14 protein-coding genes are annotated in these 15,269 nt (G+C 65.2%); 10 read left to right on the forward strand and 4 right to left on the reverse strand.

All coding sequences use genetic code 11. The features are described 5' to 3' along the window. Positions 1-25: 25 nt before the first annotated feature. Positions 26-1,591, reverse strand: coding sequence for a glutamine-hydrolyzing GMP synthase (gene guaA / locus G4O04_05615; GenBank protein HEY57996.1), 1,566 nt, complete (start codon positions 1,589-1,591; stop codon positions 26-28). A gap of 68 nt (positions 1,592-1,659) precedes the next feature. Here guaA and G4O04_05620 point away from each other — a divergent pair, with 68 nt between their 5' ends. Both G4O04_05620 and G4O04_05625 read left to right on the forward strand, forming a co-directional pair. Next, complete coding sequence (locus tag G4O04_05620) at positions 1,660-2,811, forward strand: serine/threonine protein kinase (GenBank protein HEY57997.1); 1,152 nt, start codon at positions 1,660-1,662, stop codon at positions 2,809-2,811. Positions 2,812-2,817: 6 nt separating this feature from the next. Beyond that, positions 2,818-3,498 carry a ribulose-phosphate 3-epimerase gene (locus G4O04_05625; GenBank protein ID HEY57998.1) on the forward strand — a complete coding sequence of 227 codons (681 nt, stop codon included), beginning with the start codon at positions 2,818-2,820 and terminating at the stop codon, positions 3,496-3,498. Between the two features lie 63 nt (positions 3,499-3,561). Here the strand turns inward: G4O04_05625 and rpmB are convergent, their stop codons facing one another. After that, positions 3,562-3,756, reverse strand: coding sequence for a 50S ribosomal protein L28 (rpmB, locus tag G4O04_05630; protein ID HEY57999.1), 195 nt, complete (start codon positions 3,754-3,756; stop codon positions 3,562-3,564). A 154-nt stretch (positions 3,757-3,910) separates the two neighbouring features. Here rpmB and G4O04_05635 point away from each other — a divergent pair, with 154 nt between their 5' ends. The 7 genes from G4O04_05635 (at position 3,911) to G4O04_05665 (ending at position 11,393) form a co-directional block, all read left to right on the forward strand. Further along, the gene (locus G4O04_05635) at positions 3,911-4,285 is read left to right on the forward strand and encodes an Asp23/Gls24 family envelope stress response protein (protein ID HEY58000.1); all 375 of its coding nucleotides are present in this window, start codon (positions 3,911-3,913) and stop codon (positions 4,283-4,285) included. A 46-nt stretch (positions 4,286-4,331) separates the two neighbouring features. Continuing rightward, positions 4,332-5,975, forward strand: coding sequence for a DAK2 domain-containing protein (locus G4O04_05640; GenBank protein HEY58001.1), 1,644 nt, complete (start codon positions 4,332-4,334; stop codon positions 5,973-5,975). A 10-nt stretch (positions 5,976-5,985) separates the two neighbouring features. Further along, positions 5,986-6,843 (forward strand): DegV family EDD domain-containing protein, encoded by an 858-nt coding sequence (locus G4O04_05645; GenBank protein HEY58002.1) that lies wholly within the window; start codon positions 5,986-5,988, stop codon positions 6,841-6,843. A 6-nt stretch (positions 6,844-6,849) separates the two neighbouring features. Next, complete coding sequence (locus tag G4O04_05650; protein HEY58003.1) at positions 6,850-7,689, forward strand: DegV family protein; 840 nt, start codon at positions 6,850-6,852, stop codon at positions 7,687-7,689. An 82-nt stretch (positions 7,690-7,771) separates the two neighbouring features. After that, positions 7,772-10,297, forward strand: a complete 2,526-nt coding sequence (gene recG, locus G4O04_05655; protein HEY58004.1) for an ATP-dependent DNA helicase RecG — start codon at positions 7,772-7,774, stop codon at positions 10,295-10,297. Continuing rightward, on the forward strand, positions 10,297-10,824 hold the full coding sequence (gene coaD / locus G4O04_05660) for a pantetheine-phosphate adenylyltransferase (GenBank protein HEY58005.1): 528 nt from the start codon (positions 10,297-10,299) through the stop codon (positions 10,822-10,824). The genes recG and coaD overlap by 1 nt, the downstream gene beginning before the upstream one ends. A 98-nt stretch (positions 10,825-10,922) precedes the next feature. Next, the gene (locus tag G4O04_05665; protein HEY58006.1) at positions 10,923-11,393 is read left to right on the forward strand and encodes an ATPase; all 471 of its coding nucleotides are present in this window, start codon (positions 10,923-10,925) and stop codon (positions 11,391-11,393) included. A 76-nt stretch (positions 11,394-11,469) separates the two neighbouring features. Here G4O04_05665 and G4O04_05670 read toward each other — a convergent pair whose 3' ends face one another. Beyond that, positions 11,470-12,453: a ribonuclease Z gene (locus G4O04_05670; protein ID HEY58007.1), complete on the reverse strand. Its 984-nt coding sequence runs from the start codon at positions 12,451-12,453 to the stop codon at positions 11,470-11,472. A 155-nt stretch (positions 12,454-12,608) separates the two neighbouring features. Here G4O04_05670 and G4O04_05675 point away from each other — a divergent pair, with 155 nt between their 5' ends. Continuing rightward, a complete protein-coding gene (locus G4O04_05675; GenBank protein HEY58008.1) occupies positions 12,609-13,790 on the forward strand; it encodes a hypothetical protein in 1,182 nt (393 codons plus the stop codon). An 18-nt stretch (positions 13,791-13,808) separates the two neighbouring features. Here G4O04_05675 and G4O04_05680 read toward each other — a convergent pair whose 3' ends face one another. Beyond that, positions 13,809-15,227: a tetratricopeptide repeat protein gene (locus G4O04_05680; protein ID HEY58009.1), complete on the reverse strand. Its 1,419-nt coding sequence runs from the start codon at positions 15,225-15,227 to the stop codon at positions 13,809-13,811. Positions 15,228-15,269 lie beyond the last annotated feature (42 nt).

The raw sequence follows: 15,269 nt of genomic DNA on the forward strand, positions 1-15,269 counted from the left end.
GGCGTTCCTCCTTGAGGGTGGGGCGTCATTCCCATTCGATGGTGCCGGGGGGCTTGCTGGTGATATCGTACACCACCCGGTTCACGCCGTCAACTTCGTTGACGATGCGGGAGGCCACTTTGGCCAGCAGGTCATGGGGCAGGCGGGCCCAGTCGGCGGTCATGAAGTCGCTGGTGGTCACGGCGCGCAGGGCGATCACCTCGTCGTAGGTGCGGTAATCGCCCATCACCCCCACCGAGCGCACCGGGAGCAGCACGGCGAAGGCCTGGGCGACGAAGCTCTCTTCGGGGTCTTCGGCCCGCTGGCGGAAGAACCCGGCCTGTGCCAGTTCGGTGGTGAAGATGGCGTCGGCGGCGCGTAGTCTGGCCAGCCGCTGGGGGGTGATTTCACCCAGACAACGCACGGCCAGCCCCGGGCCAGGGAAGGGCTGCCGCCAGACCAGGCTTTTGGGCAGCCCCAGGGCTTCGCCGATGCGCCGCACTTCGTCTTTGAACAGGTAACGCAATGGCTCGACCAGTTCAAAGCGCATGTCCGGGGGCAGCCCCCCCACATTGTGGTGGCTTTTGATGTGGGCGGCCTGGGCGCGCTCCGGCGCGCGGGATTCGATGACATCGGGGTAGATGGTGCCCTGGACCAGAAAGGGCGGTTCGCCCACCTGGCGGGCGGTGCGCTCGAAAACGCGGATGAAGGTCTCGCCGATGATGCGCCGTTTTTCCTCCGGGTCGGTGACGCCGCGCAGGGCGGTGAAGAATTCCTCGGCGGCGTCCACCACCATCAGGCGGATGTGCATTTGCTCGCGCAGGGCCTGCTCCACCTGCTCCCGTTCGTTGGCGCGCAACAGGCCGGTATCCACGAACACGGCGGTGAGTTGGTCGCCCACGGCGCGGTGCACCAGGGCGGCGGCCACGGTGGAATCCACCCCGCCGCTGACAGCGGCCAGCACCAGGGCGTCTCCCACCTGGGCCCGGATGGCTTCCACGCTCTCGGCGATGATGTTGGCCGGGGTCCAGGTGGGTTGGGCGCCGCAAATGTCCACGGCAAAGCGTCGCAGCATCTCGCGGCCGATGGGAGTGTGGTGCACTTCGGGGTGAAACTGCACGCCGAAGTAGCGGCGTTTCAGGTCGCCCATGGCGGCGATAGGGCTGTTGGCGGTGCGGGCCAGGGTCACGAAGCCCGGGGGCAGGGTCTCGATACGGTCGCCGTGGGACATCCAGACGCGGTGCTCTCCCGGAGGGATGAGGGGGTTGGGCCGCAAGAGGTGCAGGGTGGCCGGGCCGTACTCCTTTTGAGGCGCCGGGGCCACTTTGCCGCCCAGGGCGTGGGTCAGGGCCTGCATCCCGTAGCAGATGCCCAGCACGGGCTGACCGCTTTCCCACACATACTTGGGCACCTGGGGCGCGCCGGGCTCGTACACCGAGGCCGGACCGCCGGAGAGCACGAAGCCTTTGGGCCGCAGCGCCAGCACTTCCTCGGCCGGGGCGTTCCAGGGGAAGAGTTCGGCGTACACCCCTGCCTCGCGCAGCCGCCGCGCGATGAGCTGGGCGTATTGGGAACCGAAATCCAGCACAATCAGGGTGTCGTGAGCAGGCATGTTGACCTTCCGGGCAGGTGGTTGCTCCGATTATACCCGCTGGTGGTGCGGATGGGTGCGTTTTGGGCTTGGCCAGCACAAGCCGCGAGCCCCCTTACCTGGAAGAAACGGCCACTTTCCGTTACAATCATCTTGCCATGGACTGGACCGACGAACGTCCCATTCTGGCTCAACGTTACCGCCTGCTGCAGCGCCTGGGGCGCGGCGGGATGGCCGAGGTGTTTCGCGCCCACGATTTGACGCTGGAGCGCACGGTGGCGGTCAAGGTGTTGCGCGCCGAATATGCGCGCCGCCCGGCTTTTCGCCAGCGCTTTCATCAGGAGGCCAAGGCGGCGGCCAACTTGATCCACCCCAACATCGTCACGGTCTATGACTTTGGCTACGACGGCGAACGGTTGTTCATCGTGATGGAGTATGTGCCCGGAGGGACGCTGGCCCAGCGCATCCGGCAGGCGGGGCGGATTCCCGTCCAGGAGGCGCTGCGCCTGATGGTGCAGGCCTGCGCTGGGGTGGGGTTTGCCCATCGGGCTGGGCTGGTGCATTGCGATATCAAGCCACAAAACTTCCTGGTGACCCCCAGCGGCCGGCTCAAGGTGGCCGACTTCGGCATCGCGCGGGCGTTGGCCTCGATTCACGAAGGGGAGCGCCAGGAGGTGGTCTGGGGTTCGCCGCAGTACATGGCCCCTGAGGTGACCAGGGGCATGCCGCCCACGGCGGCCGCGGATGTCTACGGTCTGGGTGTGGTGCTGTATCAGATGTTGACCGGTCGGTTGCCTTTCATCGCCGACGAGCCCCGGGAATTGCTCCGGCAGCATCTGGAGACCCATCCCATCCCGCCGCAGGCCTTCAATCCCGATCTGCCGCCGGAACTGGAGCAGGTGATTTTGACGGTGTTGTCCAAGGAGCCTTCCCGGCGGTACCGTACCGCCGACCAGATGGGCCGGGTGTTGCTGCGTTTTTTGCGCGAAGAGGATCGCCGGCGCAGCGAGCGCACCTTCGTGGCTCCCGCCGCCATGGGCCGGCTGGGGCGGGACCTGGCGGCCTCACTGAGCGAGGCGCAGGGACGCCTCGCGGGGCGGAGGGCGTCCCCGCAAGGGGGCGCTGGAGAAGAGCCCTGGTCCATTGACTGGCCTACCCTGGGATTGGCTTTGCTGGCCACCCTGGCCGTCGGTGGGCTGGTGCCCCTTTGGTTGTATGTCTATCTGCTCTATACCCGTTGAGGTGTCATGACGAAACAGGCGTTGTTGCTGGCTCCATCGATTCTCTCGGCCGATTTCGCGTGTTTGGGGGAGGCCATTGCCGAAGCCGAACGCTACGGTGCGGATTGGATCCATGTGGATGTGATGGACGGGCACTTTGTGCCCAACCTGACGATTGGCCCGCCCGTGGTGGCGGCCATCCGGCGCGTCACGGCCCTGCCGCTGGATGTGCACTTGATGATCACGCCTCCGGAGCCTATGTTGAAAGCCTTCGCGGAGGCCGGGGCGGATTATCTGACCGTGCATGTGGAGGCCACGCCGCACATTCATCGTGCGTTGCAGCAAATCCGGGCGTTGGGCTGTCGACCCGGGGTGTCGCTGAATCCCGGCACGCCAGCGTCGGCCATCGGACCGGTGCTTCATCTGGTGGATCTGGTGTTGGTGATGTCGGTCAATCCGGGGTTTGGGGGGCAACGTTTTCTCCCCGAGGTGTTGCCCAAAGTGCGGCGCATCCGCGAGCGACTGGACGAGGTCAACCCCGAGGCGCTGGTGTCCATTGACGGCGGGATCAACGCCTCCACGCTGCCGTTGGCGCGGGAGGCCGGGGCGCAGGTGTTCGTGGCCGGTTCGGCGGTGTTCGGGCACCCGGAGGGGGTGCGGGGTGGGTTGGCCGCCCTGCGAGGGGCGCTCACTGCTGAGGTCCGATAACCAAAGCAAGAGGGCCACGGGTTTCCCGTGGCCCTGCGATGCGACGGAGTGGAACGAATGCGGTTAGGCTTTGACTTTCGGGGTCTTGGACAGGGTTCGCAGGCAGCGGGTGCACACGGTCTTGCGCACCTTGCGCCCGTTTTCCCAGAGCGTGACCTTCTGCAGGTTGGGGCGGAAGGTCCGCGGCGTGGATTTCTTGGACCAGGGGCGGTTCAGCCCGAAGGTGGTCTTCTTGCCACAAATCTCACACTTTGCCATGGTTGCCGTCCTTTACCATGAGGATGAACACAGGAAAGCGGAGCCGCGGGCCCCGCCAGCGGGCGCAATCTTACCACAGTTCGTATCTTCTTTCAACCTTCCAGGGTTAAAATTCTTTGAGCATCTTGCCCGACGGTTTTCTACGGAGGCAAAAATGACGCGACAATCGGAAAAGACCCCTCTGGGCCACATTTACATCTCCCCGCGGGCCATTGCCACCATCGCCCATCGGGCGGTGTTGCGCTCGTACGGCGTGGTGGGCCTGGCCCCCAAGAATGTGGTGCAGGGCCTGGCGCAGGCCATCGTCCACGACCCCTTGCAGGGGGTGGATGTGCGGTATCAGGACGATGTCATTGAGATCGATCTCTACATTGTGGTGCAGTACGGGACGCGCATCGCGGCCGTGGCCAACAGCGCGGCCAATGTGGTGCGGTATGAGGTGGAAAAGGCCACCGGACTGCCTGTGCGGGCGGTGAATGTCCACATTCGCGGGTTGAAGATTAACGGGGAGGAACAAGAGGAAAGGTAAGGCGACGAACACATCATCCGTTTTGGTGATTGGAGGAAACCGAAGCATGGGAAACAAACCAATCGATGGGCAGACCCTCAAAAAGTTAGTGGAAGCCGGACTACGATGGTTGCGCACCCACCAGGAGGTGGTCAATGCGTTGAATGTCTTTCCCGTACCCGATGGAGATACGGGGACCAACATGGTGCTGACCATGCAGGCCGCTTACGATGAAATCGCCGATTTCCCGGAGCGGCATTTCGGACGCATGGCGCACGCTGTGGCCCAGGGCGCCCTGATGGGCGCACGAGGGAATTCCGGGGTGATTTTGTCGCAAATCTGGCGTGGCTTTGCCCGGGGCACCGAGCAGGTGGAGCAACTGGACGCGGCGACCTTTGTTCAGGCCATGGCCCAGGCCCGGGATACGGCATACAAAGGGGTGGTGCGACCAGTCGAAGGCACCATCCTAACGGTGATCAAAGAGGTGGCCGCGGCGGTGGCCGAGGCCGCCCAGGAAACGGATGAGGTGACGGCCCTGTTGCAACGCGCCGTGGAGGCCGCCGATGCCGCCGTGGCCCAAACCCCGGAACTGTTGCCCATCCTCAAAGAAGCCGGGGTGGTGGATTCGGGCGGCAAGGGGTTGTTTTTCATTTTGGAAGGGATGTGGCGCTGGATCCAGGAGATGCCGCTGGACCAGCCGGTGGTGCAGGCGCAACCCCTGGCCAGTCTCGAGTTCGCTGAGGCTCATGAGCAAATCGAGCCGGGGCAGGATTTTGAGGTGGTGGTGGATTTCCGCCCGCAGGAACCTTTGGACCTCCAGTCCTTTTACGGTGAACTGGAGAAGATGGGTACTTCGATTCAGGTAGGCGAGGGCGACGGGATGTACCGGATGCACATCCATGTGCCCACCGAGAAACTGTACGACCCCATTGAGTATGTGCGCACTTTGGGCACGGTGACCAAGGTGCAAATCGAAAACCTGCTGGCTCAAATGGAAGACATGGAAGCTGAAAGCGTTTCCCGCGCTTCCTACGAGGTGCAGAACATCAAGCCCGGTCAGATCGCCGTGGTGGCTGTGGCACCAGGGCCGGGGATCGCCCGGGTGTTCGCCAGCCTGGGGGCCGCCGCCATCGTGGAGGGCGGGCAGACGATGAACCCCAGCACCCAGGATTTGCTCCGCGCCTTTGAGAACCTGCCCACGGAGCGGGTGATTCTTCTGCCGAACAATAAGAACATCATCCTGGCGGCTCAGGCGGCGGCCGAGGTCACGGTGAAGCAGACGCGTATCGTGCCCTCGCGCACCGTGCCTCAGGGGTTGGCGGCCATGCTTTCTTACGACCCCGATGGCGACCTGGACGAAGTGGCGGCGGCCATGGAAGCGGCGATGGCCGATGTGGTCACGGGCGAGATTACCCGCGCCACCCGAACGGTAGAAATCGACGGGGTGCGGGTGCGCGAGGGGCAGTACATCGGCCTGGTGGACGGCAAGTTGCTCCTGGGTGGAGATTCGCTGGAAGAGGTGCTGCTTGATTTGCTGGCCCAGGCGGACATCGAGGAGCGGGAGTTGGTCACCATGTTTTACGGCGGCGAATTGACCAAGGCCCAGGCCAATCGCCTGGGCGACGCCGTGCGTGAGCGTTTCCCCCATCTGGAAGTGGAGTTGCAGGAAGGCGGACAGCCGCACTACGCGCTGATTTTGTCCCTTGAGTAGGGAAGGGAGCATGAGGGTGGCCCAGCCGCGAACGGTCATTCTTACCGATGGCACGGTGTTGTTCGACCGGGACGACTTCCCCGGGCGGGAGTTGGTGGAGATTTTGCCGCTGGATATCGTGATCGACGGCGAGGTGCAAACGCCGGGCGATGACGAGGCCCTGTCCCTGAGGGTGCTGCCTGAGGTGGTGGGGCTGGCCCGACGGGTGCAGTTGCTTTCTCCGCCGCCGCAGGCCATCCGGATGCGTTTGCGCGCCCTGGCCCATCGTTACTGCGATGTGGTGGTGATGACCAGTGGGGACGGCTTGACCAGCGTGTTTTCCCATGCGTTGGAGGCCAGCGCCGGCACCCTGCATCGACTGCATCTTCAGGTGTGGGACAGTCAGACGATGGGCTTCTCGTTGGGATGGGCCGTGCAAGAGGCGGCGGCCATGGCCACCCAGGGGGCTAGTGCCCGGGAAATCATCACTCACCTGCGACGCATTCGGAACTCGTTCTACACGGTCATCGCCGTTCAGTCGCTCTCCTACCTTCACGAATCCCGTTTGCTGGACCCGGCGCAAGCCCTGGTAGGGGAGTTGTTGGGCATGACCCCTCTTTTCTTGCTGGAGGATGGGGGGCTGTTGCCGTTGTACAAGGCGCGGTCCTCGCGTCACCTCCTGGACCTGCTGGTGGAGTTTGCCGAGGAGTTTGCCCATGTGCGCCGGGTGGCGGTGATGGCCGGCGAGCCGATGTGCGACGAAGGGAAGGCCTTGCGCCAGCGACTGAGCGAGGTGTTCCCTGACCTGACCATACCCTGTTTGCCCCAGGCCGCTACCCTGCAGGCCCTGTTCGGCCCGCGGGTGTTGGCGTTGTTCATTCAGGAGTAGTGCACCTTGCCTTATGCTCTCGTGACCGATAGCACGGCTGACATTCCTCATGGGCTGGCCCGACACTGGAACATTGAGGTGGTGCCGGCCTTTCTGATCATTCAGGGGCAATCCTTCCGCGACCGGGTGGATATCACCCGCCAGGCGTTCTACCAACGGTTGCCGCAGTACGATCCCCCGCCTACCACGGCGGCCCCTTCCAGCGGTGTTTTCGAGCAGGTGTACGCCCGCCTGCTGGAGGTGGGTTACGAGGGGGTGGTTTCGGTGCATTGTGCCGTGTCGTTGAGTGGGTTGTACAACGCGGCGCGGTTAGGGGCCGAACCGTTTGGCGGGCGGGTGACCGTGGTGGACAGCGGACAACTGTCTATGGGGTTGGGGTTTCAGGTCCTGGCCGCGGCCGAGGCGGCCGCCGAAGGGGCCTCTTTGAGCGAGATTTTGGTCCGCATGGCCTCCGTGCGGCAGCGGGTGTACCTGGTGGCCATGCTGGATACGCTGGAATATCTGCGGCGCAGCGGACGGGTTTCCTGGGCCCAGGCTGGCCTGGGAGCTTTGCTGCAGTTGAAGCCTTTTGTGGAGGTGCGTGAAGGCGAGGTGCGTCGTTTGCCGCCGGTGCGCACCCGACGTAAGGGCCTGGCGCGCCTGCGGGCGTTGCTGGAAGACTGCGGCCCGCTGGAACGCCTGGCCCTGCTCCATACCGGCGCCCGCGAGGACGCGGAAGCCCTGGGGCGGGATTTGCCCCAGGGGCCGGGGCAGCCCCCTTTGGTGGTCTATGTCACCCCTATCATCGGAGCCCATGTGGGCGCTCGGGGGGTGGGGTTTGCGGTGGTGAGAGGGGCCTCTTCGTGACCACCGGCCCGAAGACGAAAACCTGCCTCAAGGAACTGCCGCTCGCCGACACGCGAGCGGCGGTCTGGTAAAATAGGCTCCCATGGATATGAAACCGAGTTTGGCGAAACTGCACAAGTTCCTGGCTCTGGAAGCCCAGCGCGGCTTTGACAACGGCGCCGTGGTGGGCGGACTGGGGCGGATGCTTTCCCCCTGGGAAGCAGAAGCCCGTGTGGACGGGGTGCCAGAGGAGATCATTCAGGCGGTGGTGGCCCGGTTGCGGGATTACGACCGCCTTAGCCCCAAATCGCGGGCCGAGGTGCTGCAGGGCCTCTGGCGGCGCATTCGGCGGGCGTTCCCTGAAGCGCCGCCGTTGGAGGCCCGGTCCCCCACGAGCGAGCCTTCTCCCGGCGATCGGGTGGCGGAACCAGCCTCGGGGGGGCAGAAACGCCCCCGGGAGGCGGCCCGACCCCAGCCGTCCCGACCCGCCCCCTCGGGGAAGAAGACCTCGCCGCGAGTGCGGGAGGCGCTTCCAGGGGGGGCGCCCGTGGCCCTCTCTGCCCCGGTCACCGTGATCCCCGGCATTGGCCCCCGGCGGGCCAGACGCTTAGAGCGCCTGGGCATCCGTACACTGGAGGATTTGCTCTACCATTTCCCCCGGCGCTACGATGACTACGCCCAACTGAAGCCCATTCGCCAGTTGCGTTACGGCGAGCAGGCCACGGTGCTGGGGACGGTGGAGCGCGTGGGCGTGCGGGAGTTGAAGGGCGGCAAACTGAAGGTGGTCGAGGCCTTCATCGGCGATGGCAGTGGCGTCATTCGGGCCACTTGGTTCAACCAGCCCTGGATCGCCGAGCAATTGAGCCCCGGCAAGGCGGTGGCGCTGGCCGGACGCATCGACCAGTACCTGGGCCGCCTGGTGCTTACCAACCCAGAGTGGGAGGAACTGGACGAAGACCTGCTCCATACCGGGCGCATCGTACCGGTGTATCCGCTCACTGCCCAGATCACCCAGCGCTGGCTGCGAGCCCTGATGGCCCAGGTAATCCCTGCCTGGACGCCGCGGGTGCCCGACCCGTTGCCGCCTGCAGTGCGGCAGGAAGTCGGGTTGCTCGACTTGTCCACGGCGCTGTTGCAGATGCATTTCCCCGATTCGTGGGAGATGTTGGAGGCGGCCCGCACCCGGCTGGCTTTTGAAGAGATTTTTTACCTCCAACTGGGCGTGTTGCAGCAAAAGCGCCGCTGGCAAAGCCGACCGGGACGGGTGTTTACGGTGAGCGATGCCTGGCTGGAGGAGCAAACGGCGCGCCTGCCGTTCCAATTGACCGGGGCACAGCAGCGGGCCCTGGCCGAGATTCGCCGCGATCTGGCCTCCGGGCACCCCATGAACCGGCTGTTGCAGGGGGATGTGGGCTCTGGCAAGACGGTGGTGGCCGCGCTGGCCATGGCCATGGTCACCCGGGAGGGGGCCCAGGCGGCGCTGATGGCCCCGACGGCTATCCTGGCCGAGCAGCATTACCGCAGCCTGTTGCGGCTGTTGACCGAGGGCGAGCAGGCTCCCCTGCGCCCCGAAGAAATTCGTTTGCTGGTGGGGAGCACCCCTAACGGGGAGCGACGGGCGATTTTGGAGGATCTGGCCGCCGGAAAGGTGAAGATTCTGGTGGGCACTCATGCCCTCATCGAGGAGCCGGTGCAGTTCGCTGACCTGCAACTGGCCGTGATCGACGAGCAGCATCGGTTCGGCGTGCGGCAGCGGGGCGCTTTGCGCCGCAAGGGCGAGAACCCCCACCTGCTGGTGATGACGGCCACGCCCATCCCGCGTTCGCTGGCGCTGACCGTGTACGGCGACTTGGACCTCACGGTGATGGACGAGATGCCGCCGGGCCGCAAGCCGGTGCGCACTTACCTCCTGTTCCCCAAGGAGCGGGAGCGGGCCTATCGCCTCATCCGGCGGGAGGTGGAGCGCGGCCACCAGGCGTTCATCATTTATCCGCTCATCGAGGAAAGCGAGGCCCTGACGCACACCCCCTCGGCGGTGGAGGCCCATCGGCGTCTGCAGGAGGAAGTGTTCCCCGATTTGAAGATGGGCTTGCTGCATGGGAAGATGCGTGATGAAGAAAAGGACGAGGTCATGCGTCGTTTCCGCGACGGGGAATACCACATCCTGGTCTCGACCGCGGTGGTGGAGGTTGGGGTAGACGTGCCCAACGCCACGGTGATGGTCATCGAAGGCGCCAATCGTTTCGGGCTGGCGCAGTTGCACCAGTTCCGCGGCCGCGTGGGTCGGGGCGGCGACGAGGCCTATTGTCTGCTGATCCCCGAGACGGAAAACGCGGCTGCGGAGAACGAGCGCCTGCGGGCGATGGTGGAAATCAGCGACGGTTTCCGCCTGGCTGAAAAGGACCTGCAACAACGCGGGCCAGGTGAGTTTTTGGGCACTCGCCAGTCGGGCTATGATGTGAGTTTCTTGCGGCTGGCCAACATGCTGGATGTGCGCCTCATCGAGAAGGCGCGCACGCTGGCGCAGCGCCTGCTGGAGCAAGACCCCGATTTGCAGGCGCCGGAGCATCGCCTGTTGGCCGAGACCTTAGCACGACGCTGGAGCATCGCCGAAGGAGACATGAGTTAATGAAAATCAAAGCCGTCTTCCCTGGCACCTTTGATCCGATTCATTACGGGCATATCGACATCGCCCTCCGGGCGGCGCGGTTGTTCGACCAGGTGGTGGTGGCGGTGTACGACAAACCTTTGAAAAATCTGCTTTTTTCGCCCGAGGAGCGCATCGCCCTGGTGCAGGAGACTTTCCAGGGCCACGACCGGATTACGGTGACCGGCTATAGTGGGCTGACGGTGGAGTTTTGCCGTCGCGTGGGGGCCCAGGTCATCGTGCGGGGGCTGCGGGTGTTTTCGGATTTTGAGAACGAGTTTCGGATGGCTTTGGCGAACCATCGTCTGGCCCCCGACATCGAGGTGGTGGCCCTCATCACCAGCGAGGAGCACACCTTTCTGTCTTCGACCACGGTGCGGGAAATCGCCTCCCTGGGCGGGGACATCAGCAGCATGGTGCCGCTGCATGTGGAAAAGGCCCTCCGGCGGCGCTTTTCCGAACTCAGCGAAGCCCAGCAAAACCGGCACATGACCTCACTGCGCGATTGAGGGCAGTTGACGATTTGAGGGTTTGCGTGTAATCTATTCTCAAGGATGGCGCGAACCTTGCACGGCAAGGCCGCACAACGAAGCGCGGGAGAGAGGCTATGGATATCTTAGAACTGGTCGATCGCTTGGAAGAACTCTTCAACGAAAGCCGCGCCGTGCCTTTTACCCATAGCGTGATGGTGGACGAGGATCGTTTTCTGGATCTCATTGACCAGATGCGGGTCACCATCCCTGAGGAGGTGCGCAAGGCCCAGCAGTTGTTGGCCCAACGGGAGCGCATTCTGGCCCAGGCCAAAGAAGAGGCCCAGCGCACCATTCAACTGGCTCAACAGAAGCGAGAGGAAATGCTCTCGGAGCACCGGCTGGTGGAAGAGGCGCAGCGCAAGGCGGCGCAAATCATCGCCCAGGCCGAGGCCGAAGCCGAACGCATTCGCCGCGAGGCCGACCGTTACGCGCTGGAATCTCTGGAGAAGTTGGCCGTCCAGTTGGATCGCATGCTCACTGAGGTGCAAAACGGCATCCGGGTGCTCCAGGAGGTCCAACAGGAGCGCCCGCCGGAAGGGTTTTAGCCCCTTGGGGTGGGGCAGGCTGCCGGGAAAAAACACGGGCAGGGAGACGTTTCCCTGCCCGTGTCGGATTTAACCCTCATTGGGAGGCATTGTCGGCAGTGTAAAGGCTCTCTCGCTCGTTGCGGCGATGTACCACCTCTTTGTTGCGCTTGATTTGCAGGGCGTCGAAGTCGCGGGCCACGATGGTGTGGGGGAAGACGGCCTGGGCTTCGGCCAGCACATCGCGCTCGCGGTACCGGCGGGAGATGTGGGTAAGCACCAGCAGGCCCACATGGGCTTCGGCGGCTAACTCGGCGGCCTGCCGGGCCGTCAGATGGCCGAATTTGCGCGCCAGGTCGGCCTCCTCTTGCAGGTAAGTGGCCTCGATGACCAGGGCGTCGGCGTCGCGGCAGACCTCCACCAGGTCATGGGTGCGGCCTACATCGCCCACATGGACATAGCGGGCGCCGCGCCGGGGCGGGCCCAGCACTTCGTCGGGATGGATGCGCCGCCCATCGGGCAAGGTGGCCACCTTGCCGGCCACCAGGTCGCGCCGCCAGGGGCCGGGGGGGATGCCCAGGGCCTCGGCTTTTTCCACCAGGAAGGGCCGCCGGGCCTCCTCTTCAAAAACGAAGCCGTAGCTGTCCGAGCCTCGGTGCCACACGGGGAAGGCGGTGATGTGGAAATCCTCGGCCTGGAACACCACGCCCGGCTCGATGGGGTGAAATTGCAGTTCCACGGGTGGGGATGCCCCCCGCAGCACCACGCCGAAGAGTAGGTCGTGGATGCGGTCCAGGGCCCAACGGCTGCCGTAGAGTTCCAGGGGGCCTTCCAGCGTTTCCCAGCGCATAAAGGTGGAAAGCAGCCCCCCCAGGCCCAGGATGTGGTCCAGATGGCCGTGGGTGATGAGCACCCGGTTGAGGCGTCGGAAACCGACCCCGGCGCGCAGGATCTGCCGTTGGGTTCCTTCGCCGCAATCGAGCAGGAAACGGTATTCGTTGTGCATGACCACATGGGCCGAGAGCCCGCGCTGGATGGAAGGCGCCGACGCGGAAGTGCCCAGGAACAACACCTCAAACACTTGGGCCTCCTGTGCGTAGGGTGGCGCAATTGTATCATGCCTGGCCCGGTTGGTCGGAAAGACCTGCCGGAAGCCAAACCCCGGCAAAGGTAGGGCAAATGTGTTACACTGAAACTGGGGGTTATTCTTCCGTTCATTCCGCGAGGAGGAGGCTCATGTTTATCTCGATGATGCGTACGAGGGGCAAAGGCATTGCCCTGGCGCTTTTGTTGCTGGCCGTGTTTGCGTGCAACCTGCCTTCGGGGCAGGCCGGGGAGCAGCTGGCCACGGGCGTGCCACCGGAAATCGCCACCAGCGTGGCGCAGACCGCCCAGGCGATTTTACAAGGCACACAGGCGGCCACGGCGGTGGCGGCAGCGCCCACCGATACTGCCGTCCCTCAAGCACCGACCGAAGCGCCAACGAGTGCGCCCTCGGATACGCCCGTCCCCTCGGTGCCCGCCACCCCAACCTGGACCCCTTCCCCCACGCCGTTGCCCTGTAATTGGGCCCAGTTTGTCGCCGATGTGACCTATCCCGATGGGACGGCGGTGGAGGCCGGGACGACTTTCGTCAAGACCTGGCGGTTGAAAAATGTGGGGTCGTGTGCCTGGACCACGGGGTACACGCTGATTTTCGACCACGGTGATCGCATGGGGGCGCCCGTGGATGTGGACTTCCCTCACACGGTGGCTCCGGGAGATACGGTGGACCTCTCCGTGGAGTTGACTGCCCCCGGTACGGCCGGCACTTACAAGGGACATTTCCGTCTGCGCTCGGATACCGGTGAGGTGTTTGGCATCGGCGCAGATCACTTGGGCGCTTTTTGGGTGGAAGTGCAGGTAATGGCGCCTTCCCCCACGCCGCCTCCCACCTCGGCCACCATGACGGTGACTCTTAACCGGAACGCGGCGAACAGCGGCACGATTTACCAGGATTACAGCGACACCATCGGTGGCACGGTGCTCGCAGGGGATACCGTTTCGGACCTCCAGGCCCGGGGGTACCTGACCTACGATCTGTCTAGTATCCATGGCACGGTGCTGGAGGCCCATTTGAACCTGACTTGTTCCCAGATGCGGAATCCCCTGACCGACCTGCAGGGGATCTGGCTGGCGCAGGTGGAGTTTGCGTTGCCGCTGCGCCCCCTGCATTACGACCTTCCGGGCACGGCCATCACCCTGCTCACGGCGCCCTTGCCGGCCACGGTGGATGTGACTGCGCAGGTGCAGGCCGACCTGGCTGCAGGGGATCCCTACTTCCAGGTGCGGATGCACCCCAAGGCGCTGGACGACGACGGGCAGGCGGATTATTTGCAGTGCACGAACACCACTCTGACGATTACCTACCAGCCGTAGGGCGGTAGGCGGAGCGCCTTAGGGGCGTTGCAGCCAGGCGCGGGCCTGTCGGGCCACGAAAGAGTTTGCCGGAGCCAGCCGGGCCGCCCAGCGGAAGTGTTCCTGGGCGGCCCGGGTTTGGTTTTGCCGCAGCAGGGCCACGCCCAGGTATAGGTGGGCGGGGGCATAGCCGGGGTCTTGAGCCAGGGCGCGTTCCAACAACCGTTGGGCGGTGAGAGGGTCCTCGGCCTGCAGCAGGGCCTGGCCCAGCAGGGTCAGCGCGGCCGGGCTGTTTGGGGCCAGAGCCGCGGCGCGGCGGGCCAGAGGCAGGGTTTGGGCCGGAGGCAGGCTCAGGCCGAGGGCCAGTTGGGCGGCTTGCTGCCAGACCTGGGGGGCGTAAGGGGCCAGGGCGGTGGCGCGTTGGAGCGCACCGGTGGCCCGCGGCAGGTTGCGGGCGATTTGCCCCAGGGCCTGGGCCAGCAGCAGGTGCAGGCGAGGGTTTTTGGGATCGGCGTTCACGGCGGCCTGGAGCCAGGGCAGCGCCTGTTCGGGGTGCCCGCGGCGCAGCCAGTAGCGCCCCAAAAGCAGGTTGGGCAGGGCGGCGTGCGGGGCCAATCGCTGGGCGTGGCGGAGCATCTTCAGGCCATCGTTGTCCCCCAGGGCCTCGAGGGCGGCGCCTAAGTAGGCCCAGGCGGTGGGGTCGTTGGGCGAGAGGGCGACGGCCCGGCGCAAGGCGGTCGCGGCCAGGGCGGGGTGGTTTTGGGCCAACAGGGCCTCTCCGGCCAGGGTGAGCCGTTGGGACGGGGTGGGCTGGCGCAGGGCCAGGTATAGTCGGTCGCGTAAGGCCCGCGCCGAGGGGCCGTACTCGGGGTGGGGGGCCAGGGCTTCCAGATGGGGCAGGGCGGCCTGCGGGTCGTGGGCGGTGAGCAAAAGGGCCAACCGCCAGCGCATTTCCGGCACAGATGGGCGCCGGGCCACCAGGTCCGTCAGGGCGGCGATGGCCAGGTCATCGTTGCCCTGGGCCTGGGCCAGCAGGGCCAGGCGACGCAGCAGGTCGGGATGATGGGGGTGAACCCGGAGGCCCTCCTGCAAGGCGTCCAGGGCGGCCTGGGGCTGGCCTACGGCCATGTGGGCCGCGCTCAGACGGGCATAGGCCCAGGCCGGTAAGGGGGCTAGGGAGGCGGCGTGACGCAGCAGGGCCAGGGCCAGCGCCGGGCGTTGGGCTGCCCAGGCGGCTTCGGCGGCCTGCAAGGCGATATCGGCGCGTTCAGGCCAGGCGCGATGGGCGGCCAGCAAGTCGGGAAGGGCGGCCTCGGGTTGGCGGGCCAGCAGCGCCAGGCCGCGTCGATAGGCGGCCTCGGCCAGTAACGGGCGCGGGTGCAGCCCCAGGGCGAGCCACAGCCCCAAGAGCGCGGCGCGGACCCAATGGGTCCGGAGAAGGCCCCAGGCGTTTTCCATGGAATGGATTATACTTCGGGATGTTGATGGTATAATAGCGAA

The organism is Anaerolineae bacterium (assembly GCA_011176535.1).
Lineage (GTDB): Bacteria > Chloroflexota > Anaerolineae > Anaerolineales > DRMV01 > DUEP01.

Bases quoted from the DNA above. Each gene is read 5' to 3' on its own strand.
- guaA (HEY57996.1), bottom strand. From the start codon at position 1,591: ATGCCTGCTCACGACACCCTGATTGTGCTGGATTTCGGTTCCCAATAC.
- G4O04_05625 (HEY57998.1), top strand. From the start codon at position 2,818: ATGACGAAACAGGCGTTGTTGCTGGCTCCATCGATTCTCTCGGCCGAT.
- rpmB (HEY57999.1), bottom strand. From the start codon at position 3,756: ATGGCAAAGTGTGAGATTTGTGGCAAGAAGACCACCTTCGGGCTGAAC.
- G4O04_05635 (HEY58000.1), top strand. From the start codon at position 3,911: ATGACGCGACAATCGGAAAAGACCCCTCTGGGCCACATTTACATCTCC.
- G4O04_05640 (HEY58001.1), top strand. From the start codon at position 4,332: ATGGGAAACAAACCAATCGATGGGCAGACCCTCAAAAAGTTAGTGGAA.
- G4O04_05645 (HEY58002.1), top strand. From the start codon at position 5,986: ATGAGGGTGGCCCAGCCGCGAACGGTCATTCTTACCGATGGCACGGTG.
- recG (HEY58004.1), top strand. From the start codon at position 7,772: ATGGATATGAAACCGAGTTTGGCGAAACTGCACAAGTTCCTGGCTCTG.
- coaD (HEY58005.1), top strand. From the start codon at position 10,297: ATGAAAATCAAAGCCGTCTTCCCTGGCACCTTTGATCCGATTCATTAC.
- G4O04_05665 (HEY58006.1), top strand. From the start codon at position 10,923: ATGGATATCTTAGAACTGGTCGATCGCTTGGAAGAACTCTTCAACGAA.
- G4O04_05675 (HEY58008.1), top strand. From the start codon at position 12,609: ATGTTTATCTCGATGATGCGTACGAGGGGCAAAGGCATTGCCCTGGCG.
- G4O04_05680 (HEY58009.1), bottom strand. From the start codon at position 15,227: ATGGAAAACGCCTGGGGCCTTCTCCGGACCCATTGGGTCCGCGCCGCG.